Source organism: Streptomyces sp. NPDC046915 (assembly GCF_040644935.1).
In the GTDB taxonomy this organism is placed as follows: Bacteria; Actinomycetota; Actinomycetes; order Streptomycetales; family Streptomycetaceae; genus Streptomyces.
In genome coordinates this window covers 174753-198743 of record NZ_JBEYXB010000010.1, presented here as the reverse complement: position 1 = coordinate 198743, position 23991 = coordinate 174753, and the positions used below count along the sequence as shown (strand labels likewise).

The window sequence follows — 23991 nt, the reverse complement described above, 5'->3', positions numbered from 1 at the left end:
TGATGGATCGGAGTGGACGTTGAGCGTCGAGGCGGAAGCCGTGGGCGGCCAGGGCGATGAGGTGTGGGACGCCTGGGCGCCGGAGGATGCTCCAGCCTCACGGCGGACCAGCGGGTCGTCCGGCTACGCCCCGGGGTCCCAGGTATTGATTCGCGACGAGCTGTGGCTCGTCCGGAACTCCAAGGACGTCGGCAAAGACGGGTGGATGGTGGAGGTCACCGGCATCTCGTCCTTCGTGCGAGGCACGGACGCGGTCTTCTACAGCCGACTCGACGCTATCCAGGTGCTGGACCCGAGGGAGACGCGGCTCGTCCCGGACGACTCACCCAACCACCGGCGGGGCCGTCTGTTCCTTGAAGCGGTGATGCGCAAGACGTTTTTGCCGCAGACCGAGCATGGGCTCGCGCTGGCCGACGGGTTCCTCATGGACCAGCAGGTGCACCAGCTGCGGCCCGCCGAATTGGCGCTGTCCTTGGAGAAGAACCCGCAGCCGCGGATCCTGATCGCCGACGTGGTGGGTTTGGGCAAGACCCTGGAAATCGGGGTGTTGCTGGCCGAGCTGATCCGGCGCGGGCGCGGCGAGCGCATCCTGGTCGTGACCCCCCAGCATGTGCTGGAGCAGTTCCAGCGGGAGTTGTGGACCCGCTTCGCCATTCCGCTCGTCCGACTGGACTCCACCGGTATCCAGCGCATCCAGCAGGACATCCCGGCCGGCCGGAACCCGTTCGCGTACTTCAAGCGCGCGATCATCTCCGTGGACACGCTCAAGAGCGACGTCTACGCGCACCACCTCGAGCACACCAACTGGGACGCCGTCGTCATCGACGAGTCCCACAATCTGGTCAATCGGGGCACCAAGAACAACGAGCTCGCCCGTCTGCTGGCTCGGAAGACCGACGCGCTGTTGCTGGCTTCGGCCACGCCCCACAACGGTCGTGCCGAGTCGTTCGCCGAGTTGATCAAGATGCTGGACGAGGCGGCCATCGCCAACCCGTCGAAGTACGAAGTGAAGGACCTTGAGCACCTCTACATCCGGCGTACGAAGACGACGGCGGAGGTCCGCGACTCATTGAAGGGCGCCTGGGCGGACCGTGGACCGTCCCAGCCGATCCACGTAGCGGCCGGTGAGAAGGAACTCGCCGTCTTCCAGGAGCTCGCCACGCGCTGGATCCCGGCCGATCCCGACCAGCCTTCGGTCAGCCGACACCAACTGGTGCCCTACCAGCTGCTGAAGTCCTTCCTGTCCTCACACAAGGCCCTGCTGGAGACCGTCAAGACGCGACTGACGACGCTGGACAAGCAGCCGGCCGCCGAGCCGGCGCGAGGCGGGCAGAGGCCAGCCCGCCCGGTCGACCCGGCGGTCCGGGAGGCGGCAAGGCAGGCGGAGCGCGCAGCCTTGCTGGACCTCCGGGACATCGCCGAGCGGATCCAAGACGGTGACTCGGCGAAACTGGCGGCCCTCCTGGACGAGCTGCGCAGCATGGGTGTCTGCCCCGGTTCGGAGACCCGGGTGGTGGTGTTCTCCGAGCGCATCCCCACACTGAAGTGGCTCGCGGAGGCTGTCCCGGCCGCGCTCGGTTTCCGTCGCGGCGCCGACCCCGACGAGAACAAGCCCTGGCTCGCCTTCGGCGGCGCGGTCCAGGTAATGCACGGCGATGCCACCAGCGACGAGGAGCAGCAAGCCATCGTCGAGAAGTTCGGGCTGCGCGACGACCCGGTACGCATCCTGTTCACCGGCGACGTCGCCTCTGAAGGCGTCAACCTCCACCAGCAGTGCCACCGGCTGATCCACTTCGACCTGCCGTGGTCTCTAATCCGTATCGAGCAGCGCAACGGCCGTATCGACCGCTACGGCCAGCAGCACCGGCCTGAGTTCCGAGCTCTGATCCTCACCAGCGACATCCCCTGGCGGACGGACGAGACGACCGGGGAGCCCCGCACGCTGGACGACCGCCTCGTGGGCGAGAAGCTGCTGAAACGCGAGGAGGAAGCGCACAAGATCGAGGGCTCGGTGGAGGCGGTCACCGGCCTGTATCGGGCCAAGGAGGAGGAGAACCGCCTCACTCAGGACCTGATCGCCGGACGGACTGTCGAGGAGTCGATCAAGCAGTCCCAGCAAGGGGGTGCGGCGTTCCTTTCCGGACTGCTCGGCCAGGTGGGCGCCGTCCCGGAACATCCCGAGGTGCGGCGGGCGTACGTGCCACGTCTGTTCTCGTCCACCGCTGACTACTTCGACGAGGCATTGCGTCAGATCTGCCGTCCGAATCCCGAGGACCAGCTCTCGATGCGCCGCGACGACGACGGCACGATCGCCTTCGAACCTCCGCGTGACCTGCTGTACCGGCTGAAGGCACTGCCGAAGTCGTACCTCGAAGAGCAGCGGATCATGCCCCGGAACACTGAGCCGGGACGGATGCGCATCACCTTCTCCAAGGACCTCGCGGACCGGCGTCTGAAGGCGGCCCGGGAGTCGTCCAAGTCACAGTGGCCGAACGTCTCCTACGTCACCGACGTCCACCCGGTCCTGGACTGGTTGACCGACAAGGTGCTCGTCGAGGTCGGCCGCCACCAGTCCCCCGTGCTCGCCGCCTCCGTGGACTCACCGACATTCCTGGTGCAGGGCATCTGCTCCAACGCACTGGGGCGGCCCACCATCGTCGAGTGGATGGCCGTCCACGGCGAACCGCACAACCTTCAGGTGACGCCTCTGACCCCGGATGTGCTGGAGGACTACGGCGTGGGTCCGACGATGCCCGGCCGCGCCGCACCGCGCGACCTCAGCGGCCTGACGGAGCTCGTGCCTGCAGCCATCGACAGGGCCGAACAGCACCTCCGGGACCTGAAAGAGGCGTATGGCGAGGAGATCGAGGCGATCTTGGCCCCGTCTCGCAAGCGCGTCGTGCACTGGCAACAGGAAGCCATGTTCTCTTCTGATGGGACGGGAAAGCGCGGAGTGAACCTCAGCGCCAGTAGGCGGCTGAGCCTTCTCAACTCCCTACAGACCACGGGCGAGCCGATGCTGCGCCTGCTCGCCGTCCTGGAACCGCTCAACGCCGCTGAGGGAGGCACCGACCGATGAGCACCGATTTCGACTCCTTCAGCAACCGCGGCGAGTACTTCGCCGCGCACTACTTCGCCGAACAGCTCGGATCCGATCTGAAGAAGGGCCTGTTCGCCACCTGGGCCCTGCGCGAAGGCGATGAGCACGACCCGCGGAAGACTCCTCGGGAGCTCCTCCGCTCGCTGCGCGGCGTCTACCTCTCCGAAGACGTACGCGGCTACTTCGCCGAGGCCGCCGAGCGCGACGCAGGAGATGAGGTCCGACCGAATACCCACAACAACCCCGAGTGGCGCAAGCGTCTGGCCGAGTGGCACCACACGGTCCTGCAAGCCCTCGGCTTCGAGGCCACTCCCACCGAGGTCACCGTCCACCGCGCCGGACGCGATCACTCCCTGACCGTGGCCTACCACGGCCACGGGATCATCGCCCTGGACTGCGGCTGGGCCGCCGACAACGACGCCGCCCTGAACGCGACAGGCCCCGGTCGGCTCCTGCACCCGCTGCGTGTCAGTGCAAGCGAGATGTATGAGACCGGCCCGGCCCTGGCGTCCTGGCTTTTCCAGAGCGAGCTCGGCGAGGCCGGCGGGCCTCGCCCGCGCTTCGTCCTGCTGTTGTGCGGAGGCGTGCTCGTCCTCGCTGATCGCCAGTCCTGGAACGAGGGCCGCTCTCTCGCCGTCAACCTCGACGCAGCCCTCGAACGCAACGACCGCAGCCAGCTGGGCGAACTCGCTACCATTGCAGCGCTGTTCAGCCTGGACATGCTCCGGCCCGGCGAGAACGACCAGAGCCGGACCATTGATGTCCTGCTGAAGTCCTCCAACGCCAACGCCGCCGGCGTCTCCGGCAAACTGCGCCATGGGATCCAGCGCTCGGTAGAGATCATCGCCAACGAGGTTCTCGCGCGGATGGCTGCGCCGGACAACAACGTCACCCCAGCCGACATCGAGAGCCCCAAGATCCCCTTCGCCCGGCAACTCACCCGCGAATCCCTCCGATACCTCTACCGCATCCTGTTCCTCCTCTACGCCGAGGCCCGCCCCGAACTCGGCATCCTTCCCGCCGACGACGGCAGCTACGAGGCCGGCTACTCGATGGCCCGCCTGCGCGAGCTCGTCGAACGCGACGAGGAACTCGTCGAGGAGGAGGCCCGCAACGGCTTCCATCTGCATGAATCCCTGGACGTCCTCTTCAACAAGGTCAACTTCGGCCACCGCCCGTACGGCACTGAGGCCGACGACGACCAGCCCGGCGACGACGAGGAAACCCGCAAGGCCAAGGCCGCCCGCCGCAGCGAAGACCGTGGCCTGCGCTTCGAGCCACTGCGGAGCGAGCTCTTCGAGCCCGGTTCGGTACGCCTCGTCGGCAGGGGCGTCCTCGACCCTCGCAGCGACGAGGACAGCGACCCGCGCTGGCTCGACCTGCGCCTGCGCAACGCCGCCCTGCACGAAGTACTGCGCCTGCTCACCATGAAGAAGGGCAAGCGCGGTGAGCGGGGCGGTTTCATCTCCTACCGCAACCTCGGCATCAACCAACTCGGCGCCGTCTACGAGGGCCTGATGTCGTACACCGGCATCATCGCTGAGGAGGAGCTGTGCGAGGTCGCCAAGGGCGGCGAGCCGGAGAAGGGCTCCTGGCTCATCCCCTTGAAGAAGCAGGACCAGTACCGCGACGAGACCCTCGTCCACTACGACGAGGACGACGCCCGCAAGGGCCTGCGCGGCGTAAAGAAGTACGAGAAGGGCTCCTTCGTCTACCGCCTCGCTGGCCGCGACCGCGAGACCTCCGCCTCGTACTACACCCCCGAGTCGCTTACCCAGGTCACGGTCGAGCTCACTCTCAAGCACCGCCTTGACCAGGAGCGCGACGCCGACGGCAACATCATCAAGACCCGGGCGTCGGAACTGCTCAAGTACAAGATCTGCGAGCCGGCCCTCGGGTCCGGCGCCTTCCTCAACGAGGCCATCAACCAGGTTGCCGAGGAATACCTGCGCCGCAGGCAGGACGAGCTGGGCGTCACCATCCCGACCGCGGACGCCCTCACCGAGAAGCAGAAGGCCAAGGCGTACATCGCCCTGCACAACGCGTACGGCGTCGACCTCAACGCCACCGGTGTCGAGCTCGCCGAGGTGTCTCTCTGGCTCAACACCATGCACCCGGGCATGCGAGCCCCCTGGTTCGGCCTCCACCTCCGCCGCGGCAACAGCCTCATCGGTGCCCGCCGCGCCGTCTACGCGGCCGACAACGTCATCGGCAAGGAATGGCTCAAAGCCAAGGGCGCCCTGGCCCCTACCCCTCTGCCCTTCCTCAAGGAAGGCGAGCCCCAGCCACTCCCCCAGGACGCGGTACACCAGTTCCTTCTGCCGAGCCCCGGCTGGGCAGCGGTCGCGGGCTCGAAGGAAGCCAAGGAACTTGCGAAGGAAAGCGTCGAACAGCTCGCCGCGTGGAAAAAGGGCATCCTCCAGCGCCCGAAGCGCAGCAAGGCCGGGAAGGCAGGGAAGGAGCCAGTATCCCAGTTCACCCGCCTCCGGGACGCCGCCCGTCGCGTCGAATTCCTTTGGTCGCTCGTAGTCAAGCGCATCGAGCTTTCTGAACAGGCAATCGCCCGCAGGATCGACGTTTGGGGCGCTGACCCCACCGACCCGGAGTACGCCTTCCTCCGCCGCCCTGACCAGGCCGTTACCAAGGAACAGGTCCTCGAAGACCTCTTCAACGCCGCTGACACTCCGTACTGGCGCCTCAAGAAGATCATGGATGCTTGGTGCGCCCTGTGGTTCTGGCCCGTCGACAAGGCCGGGCTGCTCGACGGCACCACTGGGGAATACACGGCGGCGCCCCAAGTAACGGGGGTAGACAGCCTCAGCCGCCTCCTCGACGGCGCGCCGCTGGCGACAGAATCACTCACTGCCTCGACTGAACCGGAACCGCTGGCTTCTCCTAGGCCCCTGCCCAGGCCGCGATACGTCGAGACAACGGCCCTGTTCGCACTCGGTCCGGAGCAAACCAGCTTCGAGGACCTCGAACTGAGCGCGGAGGACGCAGTCGTAGAGTTCAAGCAGGTGACACCGCGAGGCAAGGTCCAGGCAACAGCACCGAAGCCGAAAGCCCCAGAGCGTCGGCCGATCGTTCCGCTTAGGGACCTCGATGACTGGCTAGAGTTCTTGGAGGCCATGCTCGGCACTGCCGACGTGCCCGAGGGCACCCTCATCGACAGCTTCAACGACCTCGACGCACTCAAGAGCTTCGAGGAGACGCTGCCCGGCTTCATGGGGATGGATGCCGGCAACCCCGAGGACCGCTTCCCATGGCTCCGGGAGGTGCACGACATCACGGAGGATCAGGGCTTCCTCCACTGGGAGCTGGAGTTCGCCCTCGTCTTCGCTCGGAACGGTGGCTTCGACCTCCAAGTGGGCAACCCCCCCTGGGTGCGCCCCAAGTGGGACGAACCCGCCATCCTCGGGGAGCAAGACCCGTGGTTCGCCCTGGAAGAGAAGCCAAATCAGTCGCAATGGGTCGTCCGCAAGTCTGCGTTGTCGAAAGACCCCAAGGCTAGAGATTTCATACTGAGTGAACTTGGCAGAAATGCCGGAGTCCTGGAATTTGTGGGATCACCTACAACGTATACTTTGCTGGCTGGAACACAGCCTGACCTGTACCGCGCTTTCATGATCCGCTCCTGGTCGAACAACTCCAGGGATGGGATCATTGGGCTGATCCACCCCGACACTCACCTAGGCGGAGTTAAAGAGGCCAGTCTGCGTTCTGCCTCGTACCAGAGGCTAAGATTCCACGCTCATTTCTCCAACCGCAGAAGACTCTTCTCCGAAATCGAGTGGACGCGCCAATACGGTGTACACATCTACGGAAGCGTCCAAGAAATCGGATTCACGCACGCAAGCTGGATCTTTGCACCGGATACATTGCTGGCATCCTTGAAGGACTCCGGCCGTGGAGAGCTGCCAGGGATCCGCGTCAACGGAGAGTGGGACACTCGCCCTCACGCAACACGACTCATCTGGGTGAACAAAGAAGTTCTTGAACTCTGGAATCAGATTATGGATGGCCGCATCGAGGATGCATATTGCGCACCCATCCTTTACCCAGTGACAAGCCATGAGCAGGCCGCAATCGCAGCTCTGACGGCTGCCCCACTTCGCGTTGACTCATTCGACTTCCGCGCCAGTTCGGGTTTTCATGAGAAGGGCGCAAAAAATTCCGGACTCATTCGCTGGAACACGGGCACCGCACAGGATTCGACCGACGTCATCATCCAGGGGCCCAACTTCGGAATTTCCACGCCCTTTCACAAAGAGCCACGAATTCCCTGCAATAGCGTTCAAGATTGGTACCTAGTCAACCCAGGCGACATCGCGGATGACCACACCCCGAGGACCAATTATGAACGATTGGCATCAAAGCTTGACTTCACATCCGCGCAGGATCACTGGGACGGGGCACCCTATTCAGAGTTCTTCCGAACTGCATGGCGCAAGATGATCTCCTTTGATGGGGACCGAAGCCTCTTTGTGGCACTAATCGCTCCAGGCGTCACACACGTGGACGCTGTACACACGCTACATCTCGGCAGCAATGAAGCGACGCTCCTACTGACCGGCTTTTGGTCCAGCCTCCCAATGGACTATCTTCTCCGCATCATCGGTCGGCCACATCTGCAGATTGGTGACGTATCCAAGATGCCAGCCCCTAGCGTTGACCACCCACTCGCGAGGGCATTGGCCATCCGTACTCTAAGACTGAACTGCATGACGAACGCCTATGCAGATATCTGGTCTGAGCTAACCCCGCATTACTCCGGCGAGAAATGGGCAGCTTCATGGCCAGGCGCGCAACCCCTAACTCCCGAATCCCCGCATGAATGGCGGAGCAATTCCCCGTTGAGAACGGAGCTCGAGCGGCGCGCAGCGCTGGTAGAGATCGACGCGCTGGTATCTGTCTGGCTGGGCCTCGACGCTGATGAACTGGCAGCCCTCTATAGGTCGCGGTATCCGGTCCTATCCGACTACGAGCGGACCACTTGGTTTGACTCGGCCGGGCGCAAGATTGCAGGAAACCCTCGTACCCACGGGCATGGACAGACTCGCGATCATTACAACCAACTCCTCGCTTACCTAGCAAATCCCGCCAACGTGTCGGAACCGGATGGGTACAGGGCTCCCTTTTATAAGGCCGACCGCGAGAAGGAGATGCGAGCAGCACACGCCGTCTTTAAGAAGCGGCTTGACGAGGCCATCGCCCGCAGCGAGTGGGATCCGGTAAAGCAGGAGGTGCCGAAGCGGTGAGGCCGACACTTCAGGCACGCGGGCTCAAGGAAAGTCTGCTGCAGTATCTATCCACGACCTACGCGCTCACCGACGAGGGTGCGCGTGAAGCGCTGCACCGGTTCCTCGGAGACGAGACGTCGGGGATGTTCCGAGGCCCATATCTGCGGATCCGGACACCATTCACCGTGGCCGGCCAGGAGTGGCGCGCCCACCTTGAGTGGCAGAGGGAGGGCTTCAAGCCGTACGCGCATCAGGCGGTCGCGTTCGCGCGGCTAACCTCGGCGCACGGCCACACCCCGCAACCAACGCTGGTCACCACCGGCACCGGGTCCGGTAAGACAGAGTCATTCCTGTACCCCGTACTGGACCACTGCCGTCGGGAACGGGCCTCCGGCAAGACCGGGGTGAAGGCGGTCTTCCTTTACCCCATGAACGCCCTGGCCACCGACCAGGCGCAGCGCATCAACGATCTACTCACGGAGAACGCCGAGCTCGGGAAGTTGTCGGCCGGCCTCTACATTGGAGAGCGCGCGGCGACGCAGTACGAGAAGGTGCGGACGCGGCGCTCGGACATGCAGCTGTCCCCGCCCGACATCCTCATAACGAACTACAAGATGCTGGACCTTCTCCTCCAGCGTGCGGACGACGCTCCCCTGTGGCGGGAGTCGGACATCCGGTACGTCGTCGTGGACGAGTTCCACACGTACGACGGCGCGCAGGGCACGGACGTCGGGATGCTGCTGCGTCGACTCGCCGCCTCCGTGGGGGCAGCTGAGGAAGGCCGTCCGCTGGGCAAGATCTGCCCGGTCGCGACATCGGCGACTCTCGCTTCCGGCACGGACGAGGACGGCACGGCGCAGCTGCTGGAGGTAGCCACCCACGTCTTCGGCACGGAGTTCACGGCGGACTCCATCGTCGGGGAGAACCGGCTCACGGTCGAGGAGTTCATCCCGCTCGGCGACGTGACCATGCAGCCGATGCCGACACCCGACGAGTTGCTGGCGCTGCCCGATCCGGCAACGGACGATGAGGCGTTGCTGGATCTGATCGAGAAGGTGACGGACGTCCGTGACCTCGATCCATTCCTCCTCGGTGGGAACCTGAAGCGGCATCTGTTCACTCGCGCGGTGATGCAGGCGCTCGGCGGCGGGGTGAAGACCAGTGCCGAAGTGCTGGACGTGATGTGGCGTGCAGGCGCCGCCGGCTGGTCCGAGGCGGTGGCGCGGCAGCCGGAGAAGGCGGCCGAGGCGCTGGCGCGGTTCGTCGCATTGCTGTCGTACGCCCGCGATCCGGAGTCCTCGCGCGCCGAGCCCCGGCCCTTCGTGCACGTCGAGGTGCATCAGTGGGCGCGTTCGGTGTCGCGGCTGCTGCGCGGGGTGCTGCCGTGGCCGAAGGCGGAGTTTCGCTGGGATGTGGCCGGCACGGCCGATGCCGGCGCGGCCGACAGCGGCCGCATGGCGCCGGTGACGACGGCGACGTCAGGGCAGAGCGCGAACCTGTTCCTGCCGGCGATCTACTGCCGTGACTGCGGGCGGTCGGGTTGGGCGGTGTTCTCGCCGGAGAGCGATGACCACGATGTCCAGTTCGACACGTACAAGATTCGGCGGGCGTCGCTAGGCCAGGACAAGGCCCGGGTGCGGAACCTGATCGCCGCGACGGACCGGGAGGCCCGGGAGGGTTCCGGAGCCGCGCTGCTCACTGCGGCCAGCGGCAAGGGGGGCTCGGCTGCGTCGCAGGGTGCCGGCGGGGTGCTGATGGTGCTGGACGGCACCCGTAAGCAGCTGCGACTGCCTGATCCGCTGAACGATTACGACAGGGAGACCAAGGAGCCCCGGCTGACGGCCCGTGACTCGACGTTCGTGCTCGTGAACTTCGGGGAGACGGCGAACACCGCGGCCAAGGAGGACTGGTGTCCGGCGTGCGGTGAGCGCAACGCGATCCGCTACCTCGGTACGGGTGCTGCCGCGATGGCGGCCGCGTCCATCACCCAGCTTTTCACCGGTGGGGAGCTCGACAAGACGCTCCACGAGAAAAAGACGCTGATGTTCAACGACTCGGTGCAGGACGCCGCGCACCGGGCCGGGTTCGTCGCCAACCGCTCGTACACCTTCTCGCTCCGTGCTCTCCTCGCCGACCACCTGCGGCACGACGAGCCGACCGCGCTGAATGATCTGATCGCGAACGTCGTCGACGCCACGACGGACAAGGACACCCTCTCGGCGGTGGTGCCACCGGACCTGCACGGCTTCAAGGGCGTGAACCGGTTGCTGTCCGGCCAGGGTCGCGGTGGGGATCTGAAGACGTGGCGGCTGATCGGTCAGCGGCTGGCGTTCGAGGCGTTGATGGAGTTCGGCTTCCGGTCCCGGAACGGCCGTACGTTGGAGCTGACCCGCACCGCCGCCGCGCAGGTCCGCATCGACGACCCGGCGGCAGTGATCGCGCTAGTCAAGCAGCTGCACGAGGAGTGCGTGCGGGACGGCCTGCCGCTGGTGGCACAGGACGACGCCCGCTATCTGGCGTTCGTACGTATTTTCCTGGAGCGGCTCCGTACCCGGGGTGCGGTGGCCCATCAGTGGCTGAACAAGTTCATCGATGAGGCGGGCACCAGCCGGTACTACATCTGGGGCAAGCGGGCTCCGGGCATGCGGGCCTTTCCGAAGGGGATCGCCGCCCCGGTGTTCCTGCTCGGGCAGCCCAAGAACGGCAGCGAGTTCGACTTCGCGACCGGACGGCTCTCCTGGTACGAGCGGTGGGCCGGGCGATGCCTGGAGCTGCCGCGTGAGCTGGCACCCGAGCTGTGGAGCCGGCTGCTGCCAGAACTCGCCTCAATGGGGCTGCTGTCGGTGCGCACCCCGAACGACACCTCGGTGCGGGTGTACGGGCTCAAGCCCGGCAACATCGAGGCCCGGCTGCTGGACGACGAGCAGGTGCGGGTCTCGTACGTGCGGTGCCCGGTGTGCTTCTGGGAGCAGACGGTCCACCCGTCGCTGCTGGACCAGTGGCACAACCAGCCCTGTCCCTCCTACCGGTGCCGACGGGGCCGCCTTGTGGCCGGCGACCGGCCCGAGGGGCTGGGGGTACACCACCGCGACCGCGACTACAGGGACGACTACTACCGGCGGCTCTACCTCGGGGCGGGCACCTATCAGGTGGTCACCGCCGAGCACACGGGCATGCTGACGCGACACCAGCGTGAGAAGGTCGAGGAGGCGTTCAAGCGCGGCGGCGGATTCAAGGACCCCAATGTGCTCTCCTGCACGCCGACGCTGGAGATGGGCATCGACATCGGCGACCTGTCCGCCGTCGTGCTGGCCGCGCTGCCGCGCCGCCCCGCCTCCTACGCTCAGCAGGTCGGCCGGGCCGGTCGCCGCACCGGCAATGCCTTCCTGCTGACCATCCCCGACCGGCGGCGCCGTGACCTGTACTTCCTCGAGCGTCCGAAGGACCTGATCGCGGGCACGATCGTGCCGCCCGGGTCCTACCTGTCAGCCGTCGAGATCCTTCGTCGTCAGTACCTGGCGCATCTGCTGGACCTCGCCGCAGCCGGCCGTCTCGTCCGGGCGGACGGCATCGTGCTGCGCGCGCTGCCGCACAAGGCACCGCGCCTGTTCGGCCCGTCCGGCTATCTGACCGATCTGGTGGAGCTGGCCCTCGACCAAGGCGAGGAACTGGTCAAGGGGTTCCTGCGGCTGTTCCCGGTCGGCGTCAGCGAGCAGGCCGGGGCCGATCTGGAGGCGTATGCGACGCACGGTCTGCGCAGTACCGTAGAGAGGGCGGAAGGCGAGTGGCGGCGCGCCGAGGACGCGCTGCGAGCGCGGCTGCGGGAGATCGACGAGGCCCACGGCGAGCTGCACGACAGCGACCCCGACCAGGCCCGTCAGAAGGCCGAACTGGACGCCGAACGGCGCGGGGTGGGCAGGCAGCTGCTCCACCTGGGCGACACCACGGCACAAACCGCGTTGTGTGACCTGGGTCTGCTGCCGAACTACGCCCTCATCGACTCGTCCACCACACTGTCGGCGACCCTGTACGGGGAGGACGGCATCGACCCGAAGACGGGCAAGGTGGTGTACACGTCCGAGACCGTCTCCTATGAGCGGCCCCGCCGCTTCGCGATCCAGGAGCTGGCGCCGGGCAACACCTTCTACGTCAACGGCTACCGGCACGAGATCACCGGCTTGGAGCTGTCGACGGGTGGGCGCCAGGAGTGGCGGACCTGGAGAGTGTGCCCAGGGTGCGGGTACGTACGCACCGAGAACGCCACCGACGATCGCTCTCCGTGCCCCCGGTGCAGGACGAGCCAGATCGCCGACGACGGCTCCTGCTTGTTCCGGGTCGTGGAGCCGGCCACCGTGACGTCACGGGACAAGCGTGAGGACGCACGGATCCGGGACGACAAGGACGACCGTGATCGCCGCTCGTACACCGTTGTGGACGCGGTGGACATCCCCGTCGAGAAGATCGAGCGGGGGAAGTCCTGGCGGCACGACCGCGAGACGTTCGGCGTGGACTTCTGCCGCACGGCGATGATCCGACGGATCAACGTCGGCCCGGTCCGCTACGACGCTCCTGCCCGAGATGACTTCGCCGGCCACCTGGTCCGGCTGAACCCCTTCCACGTGTGCACCGCCTGCGGGGCCGCGAGCGCGGACGGCCGTCCGGTCTTCGACCACGACACCGACGCCCTTGAATCGGCAGCAGCCCGCGCCCCGCAGCTCAAGCACCACCGCCCGTGGTGCCCGCTGCGCCGCGGCAAGAAGGACGGCGTCACGCAGGAGCAGGTGCTGCTGGCCCACCAGTTGCAGACCGAAGCCCTGCGGATCCTCATCCCGGCCGCGACAGCCGACGTCGACGCACGGGTGCACTCCTTCCGGGCCGCCCTGCGACTCGGTGTCGACCTGCACTTCGGCGGCGACCCGCAGCACCTGGACACCACGGTGGCCTCCATGCCGGACATGGACAGCGGCGAGCGCCGCTGGTTCCTGGTGCTCTTCGACTCTCTCCCGGGCGGCACCGGCTACCTGGATCGGCTCACCGACCGCCGTGCCTTCCGAGACACCCTCGCTCGGGCGTACGAACAGCTCAAGGCATGTCCGTGCGCCGAGGAGCAACGGCGCGCCTGCCACCGCTGTCTGCACCGCTACACCCCCGAGCAGTTCCAGGACGTCGTCTCGCGCCAGGCGGCGCTCAGCATGCTGGAGTCGCTGCTGTTCAAGGAGGACGGCGAGGACGGCTGGGACATCAGCGATGTGGAGCACACCGGGCTGGTCGGGCTGGACGCTCAGGTCGAATCCGACCTGGAGGCCCGCTTCCTGACCGCGCTGCGGGACTGGGTGAAGGTCACCGACGACGCGGCCTTGGATGAGGAGGGACACGCCAGCGGACATCTGCGATTTACCGACGGCTCGGACGTGATGCACTGGAGGCTGACGGCCCAGCGGCAGCTCAAAGGAACACGAACGGACTTCACCTTCACCCGCGTCGGCGGTCCGGTGCAGAGCGTGCACGTCTACCTGGAAGGTTTCCGGTTCCATGCCAGCCGGGAGCACAACCTCATCGCCAAGAACGCGGCCCAGCGCACCCGGCTCCGTGCCGACGGAAAGATCGTCTTCCAGATCACCTGGGCCGACATCGATCTGTTCGAAGGGCGGCCGGGGCGCACCAAACCGGTCTGGCCGCCGTACCGGGGCACCGCACAGGAGCAGGCCAAGGCCGCCTACGAGCAGTACGGCGGCAACCGCGCCCACTTCGGCGAAGCCGTCTTCGCCAACCCGATCGACACGCTCATCGCCTATCTGCGGGACCCCGACGCCACCCGTTGGGCCCGCCGGGCCCGCGCCCTGGTCACTGGCCTCACCGCTGTTCCCGCCACGACCGCCGTCGCCGCGACCGGCAAGCGCAGCGAGCTCGTCGCCGCGCTGCACGAACAGCTCGCTTCCTTCGGAGCTGGCCGACAGCACGGCAAGCCGGTGGTACCCGACGCCGGCAGCCTCGGTCCCGTTCATGTGTTCCGGACCCAGGACGAGCACGGTCTGCCAATCGTGTTCGCGCTGGACGCGGCCAATCCTGACAACCTGCGGTGGACCGCCCTGACGGTCCTCGACGACAGCGACGCTGTCCTCGACACCGACGAGCACAAGCTGCGGTGGCGGTCCTGGCTGTACTGGACCAACATCACCCAGTTCCTGTCCCTCTTCGGCGGGGACGGTGTCCAGCTCGCCGTCAGCAGCGCCGCGGACTTCGAGGTAGAGGTTCTCGCCGTATGCGGTGGCCTGGGTGAACTCGACTCGCTCGCCGCAGCAGTCGCCCCCGCGCCCACCCTCGTGCCCGAGCCCAAAGTCCGGCCCGCCGCCTCGGAGCCGAGCACGGACTCGCCGGCGGAAGCCGCCCTCCGGAAGATCATCCGGGACGCCGTCTGGGACGACGACATCCTGGAGATCCTGCGCGAGGACCCCGACGAGGCACCTGCCCTTCTCCGCCTCGCCGAGACGCTCGCCGAGCACGGAAAGCAGGCCCCCGTCTTCGGGTTCGAACTCGGAAGCAGCCGCTGGCAAGCGGACTTCGCCTGGCAGACTCCCGACCTCAAGATCGCCGTCGTCGCCGCTCACCAGGGCGACGAGGACATCGAGGCCCAGCGACGCGACGCCGCCTACGCCGAGGACGGCTGGACGGTCCGGACCGCCGCAGCATGGCTCGACCACCTCGACACCCTGCTCCAACAGCTCCCCGACACGGAAGGCACCACCCGATGACCGCCCGGCTCAGCCTGTACCGCAAGGCCGAACAGGAGCTGTACAAGCTCGACCGCTCGGTCAAGGCCCAGTTCTACGATTTCTGCCACGTCTTCCGGAACAACCCGAACCAGCCGGGCCTGAAGCTGAAGAAGCTCAAGGGCGACTCGCGCATCTGGTCCGCGCGGGTCAACGACTCCTACCGCGCGCTGCTGACCCCGACCGGGGTGGACACGGACGGCACCGAGAGCTGGCTGGTCATCGCCGTCCGCCACCGCAAGGACGTCTACGAAGAACTCCAGGTCGCGGTCAACCGTGTCACCGGCGAGATCGAGTTCGTCGACCTCGCGGTCGTCGGCGACAGCGCACTGCGGCGTGCCGGGATCACCCTGACCCCGGCCGAACCTGACCGGGCCGCGCCGCGGGCCGAGCCCGAGCCGCAGCCGCAGCCGCAGCCGCAGCCGCAGCCGACGGTGAAGACCCCTCCCCTGCTAGCCGCGTACAGCGCCGACCAGCTGCGTGAGCTGGGCGTCGCCGACCAGTTGATCGAGCTGGCCCTCGCCGTCACCGACAGCACAGAGCTGGACCAGCTCGTCGAGGGCGCCCCGCTGTTGTCCAAGGACGTCCTCTACGGTCTCGCCGCCGGTATGCCCATCGACGAGGTCCGCAAGGAGATCACGCAGCCCGTCGAGCTCGGCCACGAGCCCGATCTCGGTGACTTCGCCGCGGCCCTGAGCCGTACCAAGGTCACCGCCGTCGACGATGCCGTTCAGGCGGCCATCGACGAAGGGGACTTCCGAGCATGGAAGGTCTTCCTCCACCCCACGCAGGAACGCATCGTCCACCGCCACTACAACGGACCTGCCCGCGTCTCGGGCGGGCCCGGCACCGGAAAGACCATCGTCGCCCTGCACCGGGTCAAGCACTTGGCCGAGCAACTGCCCCCCGGCAGCAACAGGGCGATCCTGCTGACCACGTTCACCAAGAACCTCACTACGGACCTCCGCCTGCGTCTGGCCTCCCTCGTCGAGCCGGAACTCCTCGCCCGTGTCGAGATCGCTCACATCGATCAGCTCGCCGCCCGCGTCCTGGGCGAGAACACTGCACCTGGGCGGGGCCGGCAGCGTGTCTACGACCACGTGGCGCTGAATGAGATGCGTCAGCTCCTCGCCGAACTCGACTACCGCCGCTGGGAGGCCGAGTTCCTCCTGGAAGAGTGGGAGCAGGTTATCCTCGGCCAGTCCGTCGCCACCCGCTCCGCCTACTTCCAGGCCCGCCGTGCAGGACGGGGCCGTTCCCTGACCCGGCCCGAGCGCAACCACATCTGGAAGCTCATCGAGCAGTTCACCGCCCGCCTGGACAAGCTCGGCGTGGAGACCTGGGGCCAGGCATCCGAGCGCGCTGCCCGCTTCGAGATCGAGCGCGCCGCGAAGATCAGGGCCCGGCGCGAGTACAAAGAGGAGGTCGGCGGCAAGGACCTCATCCACCGCGACAACAGCTCCGGCATGCGCTACCTGAACTACCGCTACCGGCACATCGTCGTCGACGAGGCCCAGGACCTCAGCCCCGCGCACTGGAAGATGCTCCGGGCCATGGCCGATCCCGACCTGCCCAACGACATGTTCATCGCCGGCGACACCCATCAGCGCATCTACGACCACCAGGTAGCCCTCGGCACCCTCGGCATCAACATCCGCGGCCGTTCTTCTCGCCTCACCCTCAGCTACCGCACCACCAAGGAGATCCTCACCGAGGCCCTCCGTGTGGTCGACCCCGTGAAGCCCGGGCAGCAGGTGAACTACGACGACCTGGACGACGGCACCGACAACCTCGCCGGATACCGTTCCGTCCTCCACGGCCCCGCCCCGGCCTTCACGCCGTACGACACTTGGGAGAACGAGCTCGCCGGCCTTGCCAGCACCCTGGCCACGTGGCGCGAGGAGCTTTCCACGGACGAGAACGGCTCACCCATAGACCCGAGCGGCCATATCGCCGTATGCGTGGCCGACCGCGACATGGTCAGCCAGACCATGTACTACCTGGTCACCAAGGCCGGCATCACCTGTGCCGAACTCACCAAGGACGGTCCCAAGGGTGACGGCGAGGTCCACGTCGGCACGATGCATCGCTTCAAGGGCCTCGAGTACCAGCGCCTCGCCATCGTGGGCGCCAGTGACGGCATCCTCCCCCGCACACACGTCATCGACCGCTACCGCACCGAGGATCCGCCCCGCTACGAGCGCGAGCAGCGCAAGGCCCGTTCCCTGCTCTTCGTGGCGACTACGCGGGCCCGAGACGCGCTGAACATCAGCTGGCACGGCAAGCCCAGCCCCTACCTGCCGGTCTGACAGACCTCGGCCTCCCCACCCTCGGGGAGGCCGACATTCCTCTCCTCGCTGGGAATCAGAAGTGCGAAAGGGAACTCGCCTCGTAGCGCAGCTGATACGCCCGCACGCCACCGCCGTTCATCCGGTAGATCGTGATCGCAGAAAGGAACTGCTCCTTAACCTCTAGGGTGCGCCGCCGCTCCTTCCCCTCGACGTCACTGATCCAGTCCTCCACCTGCTTCGGCAGCTTGAAGGCAAGCTCGTACGCACCTTCGTCACCCAGCGGCGACAGCGTCCACTCCGCCGAACCGCCATTGCCACGTCGCCGAATGCGCACCGCATGGTCCGGCTGGGCATCCGCGTACGTGGTGAATGCCAGGTGATCGCTGGCGGCCAGCGGCAGGATGAACGGTGCCGACGGGAAGCCCAACAGCAACTCGGCACCGCTGTTCTGCTGGAGCGCGGCTGCGAAACCGGCGATCGCCGCCTCAGCCTCGTCCCGGAATCTGCCGTCCGCCGGCGCCGGGGTCGGCTGCAGCTCCGCAGACGCGGTCCAGGTCCCCAACTTCTTGCGCAGCTCCGTACGCATCCACGTCACCGGAAACGTCCCGGACGCCCCGAGGTGGAACTGCGCCTGCTCCAAAGTCCACGCGGTGGTACCGATCGTCCCAAGCAGCCATGCGAACGAGGCGCCCGACAGATCCACCAGCGAGATCTGGTGCGCCAAGGCGTACTTCTGGGCGTCCGGCGTGAACCCGCTCGTCGAGAACAGAGCGTACGCGTACTGATACCGCTGCCGCGGCCTTCTACCGGCGTGCATCACGAAGTTCTCGTTCACGTCGTGCAGCACTCCGTGGGCGTTGCGCACGATCTCCAGTCCGCAGCGCTCCTGGTAGAACTTCGCCTCCAGGAACAGCCGCACCGGCATCGAGAACGCCGGTGTGAACGCGAACTCCCCCAGTGCGTCCACCTGATGCAGTGCTCCCCGGCCCCGCACCCGAAGCGTGTTCCCTTCGGTCGCCAGCTCCTCGGGGTCCTGGCTCTCGTGCACCAGCAGGCGGTAGCCAGAGGAGCGCAGAAGCCAGGCAAGCGCCTCTTCCAATAAGTACCCCCGCAGCGCGGCGCCCTTGATCATGGTCAACCCCCTACTCACCGAGCAATCTCCCGCGTGATCATCTCACTGGCTCAACTAGGCAAACAGAGGCCCATTGCCATGACCTCCTTTCCCGACACCACCATGCTCGTGCCGCGTGCCTGACTCGTAGGAGATGAGGCGATGACCTCAAAGGCCACTACTGAGCCGGCCCAGGTCGCGCCCCGCCACCTCCCCGGTCTCGGGATCCCTGTACGGGCACTCTCCCCACTCCAACAAGCGGCCGACACTCTGATCCGTCCCACTGGGGTCTGGCCCACTCACCGAACCAACGTTCCTGCTATCGGCGACGCGCGCATCGCACCTCACCTGCCGCTGAACGGCTACGCTCCCAAGATGACGATCGACTCGTCCGCATGGGAGCCCGCCCCACTAGCTGAAGTCGCCGACCTCTTCTCACGAGCGCGCTGCACCTGGTGGATCGCGGGCGGCCACGCCATCGAACTCGCTGTCGGACACGCCATCCGCGAGCACGGCGACATCGACGTCCTGCTGTTGCGCGAAGACCAGCACGCTGCCCAGCACGTGCTCGCCGGGTGGGAGTGGTGGGCGGCTGATCCGCCCGGCAAGCTTCGTCCCTGGCTACCCGACGAGTACCTGCCCATGGGCATCCACGACATCTGGTGCCGCCCTGAGCCCGGCAAGCCGTGGCGCCTTCAAATCATGCTGGACGAAGCGCAAGACGGCTTGTGGGTGTCCCGCCGCGACACCGCCGTGCACCGCTCCGTGGCAGAGCTGGGCGCGATCAGCCCGGACGGCATTCCCTACCTGCGTCCTGAAGTCCAGCTTTACTACAAGGCCAAGAACCCCGGACCCAAGGATGAGACAGACCTCACCGCAGTCCTTCCGATGCTCGGGCTGGCACAGAGGATCTGGCTCGCCGAAGCCATCCTCGCGACGTACGGGAATCACCCGTGGGTCCACCGCCTCGACGTGCCGGCCCGGCACCGCCGGCCACCCAGGCGGACCTTCTAGACGACCTGCCCTACGACTGGGAGCAGCACTGACCAGATCCGGAGTGCCGCTCGGACGGCCTTGGGATCGGGACTCCAGCGGCTAGGTAGGGTCGCGGTACCCGAGCCGGAGAGGTAATTGCATGACCAACGAGATTGTGATCGCGCAGACGACCAGCGACAACGAGGACCAGGCGAAGACGCTGGCCCGTGGCGCGGTCGAGAGCAAGCTGGCAGCGGGCGTTCACATCGATGCGCCGATGACAGCCTTCTACTGGTGGAAGGGGAAGGTCGAGACGGCGCAGGAGTGGCGGATCTCGTATATGACTACGACGGACCGTCTCCCGGCACTGGAGGCGTGGCTGCACGAGAAGCACCCGTACGACGTCCCCCAGTGGATCACGCTGCCCGTGACCGGCGGGTCGGAGGCGTACCTGTCCTGGGTTGTCGAGGAGACGGCATAGGTTCTGCGGAGCGCCGGGCCGGCCGTACGACGGCGTTCGCGTCCTGGGCATCCCCGCCTACCGCGTGTGAGGACTCAGGATGCGAACTGCCATAGATAGCGGCCGAGTTCCTGCTCACTGTCTGGGAGCGACGCTGCGATAGTCGATGCGCGCTCCTTGCCCATCGTGTTGGGCTTGGCCTGTGCCGCTGCGGCGAACTGGCGTGACACGTAAACCCCTTGATCGACGTCACCCCCACGCAGCAGGGCCGAAGCGAGATCACCGAGGACCACGACGCCTCCGTCCGGGAGTTCGTCTCCGAGGCGGTCGACTGCGGTGTCTGCTGTAGCGGTGAGTTCAGGACGCCCCAACTGCCCGTATACGGATAGGGCCAGCGAGTCCATGCGGTACGGGGTCACGAACCGGACCCACGCCTGCTCGCTGGTGTGATCCGCGAAGTCGTAGGCGAAGCGCGCTCGCTCCAACGCCCGGAGCGCCCCCATCTCGTCGCCGGCCGCCGCAGCCTCCTCCGCGTGCCTGCCGAGCACCCAGGCGGCAGCAGTAGCGTTGCCGCGGCCTCGCACATCGCTGGCCGCCTGGGACAGGAACTCCAATTTCGCCTTCGGCGTCGAGGCGCCGTAGCTGCTGTAGGTCAGGGCCAGGGCTCGGAGCGGAGGGTGTCCGGCTGTGGTCGCGCACTGCGACGTGACCTTGTAGTAGGCGTCGGCTTTGTCGTGCTCACCCAGGTCCCAGGCCACCCAACCGGCCAGGGCGGCGGTTTCTCCGGCGGCGATAGTGAGAGCCCGCTCGTGTTCGCCAGCACGGGGCAGAGCCGCTGTGATCGCGTCAAGATGTGACTCGACCGTGCTTTGTAGCCGCCGGGCGCTGAGGTTGAGTTCCTGGACGTGCAGTTCAGCAGCCCGGTCGATGAGCGCGGCGGCAGAGGGCGAATCGATCTTGGACCCCTTGCTGAGAGCGAAGGCGAGGCGCCCCCAGGGCTCGGCAGCCGCGCTCACGCCGACAGCGGCGCCACCCAGCAGCGTGCGACGCTTCACGGCGTCCTGGTCCTCCCCTGCATTGGCATGCCCCTTTCTCTTCCGAGCGCGGGCAGCCTTGGCCTCTCGCTGTAGCTCCTCGAAGGGGACACCGCAGGCCGCCGCGATGTGGCCGATCGTGTGATTGGTAGGGATGTTCTCGAAGTTTTCATAGCGGCTGATCTCTCGGCGGGTCATGGTGTCCCGGCCGGAGACAGCATTGATCGCCTCTGCCTGCTCCTCCTGCGTCCGGCCCGCATCCTGCCGAAGCCGCAGGAGCAGGTCGGCGAACGGATCTGGCATGAGTGTGACCTCTGTTGGTGGGCGGAATCCAATCATGGCCTTAATTCCCCCTCCAGCTTTCCCCCTTGACAGATTTTTCCCCCTCAGGATTCCCCTGGTCGATGACGTCGCCACGCGGTGCGATAGCCCCCATGACCAGGCTCCAAGAGGAGACCCCTCGCGGCGGGGGCATCCGCAGCTTTGCCGACGTAGCAGGCGTGTCATGCGCGAGGTCGGTTGATGAAGACCGGCACAGCACATCGGCGAGGGCAGGCATACCGGCGGCATCCCATGGCTGTCAGGCCGTCTTTCTCCCTGATCTCGCGAAAGTTGGGGAGATGCGGCAGACAGCCGGAGCGTTCCTGCGGCGGTGCCGTGTTTCGGAGCCAGTGGCGGGGGTGGTCGTACTGGCCGTCTCGGAGCTGGTCACCAACGCCGTGGTTCACGGTGAGGGAGAAATCGTGCTCCGGGTCACGGTGGCCGTCGACGTGGTGCGCGTCTCGGTCACCGATCACAATCCGGCCCCAGCTGTACTCAAGGAAACCGGACCCGGCGGTGAATCCGGTCGCGGGATCCAGCTTGTCGATGCGATCTCAAACGCGTGGGAGAGCAGCGGCAAGGAGACGTGGTGTGAGTTCCGGTACGCGAGGGCTGCGAGTTGAGCCAGACTTCCAACCGGTTCCCGGCCATGCGGTTAACGAGTCGGGCAGCTCAGTCACTTCCCCTACAAGGGACGCTCCGAGGGCCGTTCGCTTGCCTTCGCCCAGTAGTTCGGTTCAAGCATCTCGCCAGGCCATGCGGGCTGACGGATCGGGCCCTGAGGCCCCATCTGTTTGAAGTACGGTGCCAGGTCGATCACTGGCGTCCCCTCGACGGCGTCGAGATCGGTGACCAGGAGATCCCTGCCTTCGACCTTGAGCAACCGCGGGTAACTGATCGCCAGTTGGTTGGGGCGACGGTGGTTGCGGTGGACGAACGTACCGGTCGCCGGCCAGTTCTGGTTTCCCCTTGGACTGCGTGCATGGAGCTGGACGTCTTCGGGTCGGGCCAGATGGAAGCGCCAGGTCACGGTGAGGTGGGAGAACTCCTCGATTCCTTGCAGCGTTTCGAGGGGGTACTCCTCGTCGAGACGGATGATCGATTCGACCCCACCTTGGTAGTCGTCCTGTACGCGGGTGTGGCCGCCGACGACCGTTGCGATCGACTTGACCTCGAAGGTCGGCATCAGCGCTCGTTCCTCTCCCTGGGCGTAGCGTGTGCGGCGGCTTGCGGTCAGCGCCGCGAAAGTGTTCTGTGGTCAGCCTATGGCGCGCAACATGCCCCGCGCGCGACGGTCCAGTTCGGCGACGTGGCGACCACCGCGCTGCCGGACGGGCGAGAGGTCGCTCTGCATGCGGACGATGACGTCGCGGGCTCGCCCGGACTGGATACCGGCCATGGCGTCGAGTGCTTCGTTCCAGGTTGCGCATGCCTCGTCGAGGCGTCCCTGCTGGACCTGGACGGCGCCGAGGTAGCCGAGTGTGACGCTGTGAGTGCGGGCGAACTGCTGGCGCCGGCGTGTGGCCACGCTGCGCTTGAAGTGGACCTCCGCATCTCGAGGCTGGCCCATGTCACGCAGAGCGCAGGCCGTCTCGTGGGCGAGGGAGGCTTCCTGGAAAAAGCCGACGCGGGCCGGTGCCTCGGTGGCGTCGGCGCGGGCGAGGTCCCGCTCCGCGCGGCTAATGGCCGCGAGGGTGCCGGCCCGGTCGCCATCGGACGCGAGGGCGCGTGCATGGACGATCGCCAGCAGCGCCTTTTCACGATGGCTGGCCTGGCCGTAGCGGTCGCGGGACATCGAGGCATCGGCCAGGGCCAGCGCCCTGCGTGGATGCCCGAGGTCCACGGCCTGGTGGGCGAGGGCGCGCAGGACGTGACCACCGAGCGGTCCGTCTCCAGCTTCCGCCGCGATGCGGGCGGCAATGGTGAGGTAACGCTGGGCAGTGCGGTGTTCACCGGCGTCGAAGGCCATCCAACCGGCGAGGTAAGTCATCTCCGCCACGGCGGAGTACGTGTCGCGGCGGAGCTGATCTGTACGGAATCGGCCGCCGAGCAGCGGTACCGCACCGTCGAGCAGGTGGCTGGCGAGGGCCTTGCGGCCGGATGCGCCGCCTCGCTGCTGGTCGCGCGCGGAGTAGTAGACCGTGAGATCGCGGACGTCGTCGATGTCCGCCTGGGTCACCGAGCGCGAGGAGGCCGGTCGGCGGTTCACCGCTGCAGCGGGGGCGCCTGCCCACCACGACGCGGTGGGCAGGGCGAGGCCAGCGGCGGAGTAGGCGGCGGTGGCCAGCAGCTTGCGTCGGTGCATGTCGAGATCGTCGCTTCCCAGCTCGGCCAGTGCGGTCAGAGGGTCGACGCTCCAGTCGGAACCGCTGTCGGTCATACCTTTCGGCTCTTCTTCCAGCCCGAGATCGGCCAGGGAGAGGCGGCGGCCGAGTCTGCGGGACAGCGTCTCGCGCAGGATATGCGGTGCTCTGCCGCTGGGCTTTGTGCCCTGGACCCACATGGCGATGTGCGAGCGGGAGATCGCGCCGAGTTCGCGTACTCCGCTCTCCGCGGCCACGCGGGCCACCGCAGCGGCTGCTTGTGGCTGGGACCAGCCCGCTTCGCGCAGAAGTGCGGCGAGGGCGACGTTGCGTTCACGGGCCATGGACTGCCCCTCGGTTCCGAAATGATCTTTGACGCCTTTGAC

General features: G+C 66.7%; 11 protein-coding genes. 7 read left to right on the top strand and 4 right to left on the bottom strand.

Going from position 1 to position 23991, the window contains the following annotated elements; all coding sequences use genetic code 11:
• Positions 1-19: 19 nt before the first annotated feature.
• From ABZ915_RS26235 to ABZ915_RS26220, 4 genes are read left to right on the top strand one after another with little or no spacing between them, the layout of a single operon-like run.
• Positions 20-3079, top strand: coding sequence for an SNF2-related protein (locus tag ABZ915_RS26235; protein ID WP_361807863.1), 3060 nt, complete (start codon positions 20-22; stop codon positions 3077-3079).
• Positions 3076-8358, top strand: coding sequence for a hypothetical protein (locus tag ABZ915_RS26230; protein WP_361807860.1), 5283 nt, complete (start codon positions 3076-3078; stop codon positions 8356-8358). Before ABZ915_RS26235 ends, ABZ915_RS26230 begins: the two co-directional genes overlap by 4 nt.
• The gene (locus ABZ915_RS26225) at positions 8355-15092 is read left to right on the top strand and encodes a DEAD/DEAH box helicase (protein ID WP_361807856.1); all 6738 of its coding nucleotides are present in this window, start codon (positions 8355-8357) and stop codon (positions 15090-15092) included. Before ABZ915_RS26230 ends, ABZ915_RS26225 begins: the two co-directional genes overlap by 4 nt.
• Entirely contained in the window at positions 15089-17419 is a 2331-nt protein-coding gene (locus ABZ915_RS26220) for a UvrD-helicase domain-containing protein (protein WP_361807853.1), read from the top strand. Before ABZ915_RS26225 ends, ABZ915_RS26220 begins: the two co-directional genes overlap by 4 nt.
• Before the next feature lie 55 nt (positions 17420-17474).
• Here the strand turns inward: ABZ915_RS26220 and ABZ915_RS26215 are convergent, their stop codons facing one another.
• On the bottom strand, positions 17475-18533 hold the full coding sequence (locus ABZ915_RS26215; RefSeq protein WP_361807850.1) for a hypothetical protein: 1059 nt from the start codon (positions 18531-18533) through the stop codon (positions 17475-17477).
• A 354-nt stretch (positions 18534-18887) separates the two neighbouring features.
• On the opposite strand from ABZ915_RS26215, the gene ABZ915_RS26210 reads away from it, so the two are divergent.
• Positions 18888-19526, top strand: a complete 639-nt coding sequence (locus tag ABZ915_RS26210; protein WP_361807847.1) for an amino acid transporter — start codon at positions 18888-18890, stop codon at positions 19524-19526.
• Positions 19527-19647: 121 nt separating this feature from the next.
• A complete protein-coding gene (gene cutA, locus ABZ915_RS26205; protein ID WP_361807845.1) occupies positions 19648-19968 on the top strand; it encodes a divalent-cation tolerance protein CutA in 321 nt (106 codons plus the stop codon).
• A gap of 74 nt (positions 19969-20042) precedes the next feature.
• On the opposite strand, the gene ABZ915_RS26200 is transcribed toward cutA, so the two are convergent.
• A complete protein-coding gene (locus tag ABZ915_RS26200) occupies positions 20043-21284 on the bottom strand; it encodes a helix-turn-helix transcriptional regulator (protein WP_361807842.1) in 1242 nt (413 codons plus the stop codon).
• Positions 21285-21415: 131 nt separating this feature from the next.
• Between ABZ915_RS26200 and ABZ915_RS26195 the strand changes: the two genes are divergently transcribed.
• On the top strand, positions 21416-21925 hold the full coding sequence (locus ABZ915_RS26195) for an ATP-binding protein (RefSeq protein ID WP_361807839.1): 510 nt from the start codon (positions 21416-21418) through the stop codon (positions 21923-21925).
• A gap of 62 nt (positions 21926-21987) precedes the next feature.
• On the opposite strand, the gene ABZ915_RS26190 is transcribed toward ABZ915_RS26195, so the two are convergent.
• Positions 21988-22488, bottom strand: coding sequence for an SAM-dependent methyltransferase (locus ABZ915_RS26190; protein ID WP_361807836.1), 501 nt, complete (start codon positions 22486-22488; stop codon positions 21988-21990).
• 72 nt (positions 22489-22560) lie between these two features.
• Complete coding sequence (locus tag ABZ915_RS26185; protein WP_361807833.1) at positions 22561-23949, bottom strand: Tat pathway signal protein; 1389 nt, start codon at positions 23947-23949, stop codon at positions 22561-22563.
• Between the last annotated feature and the right edge of the window lie 42 nt (positions 23950-23991).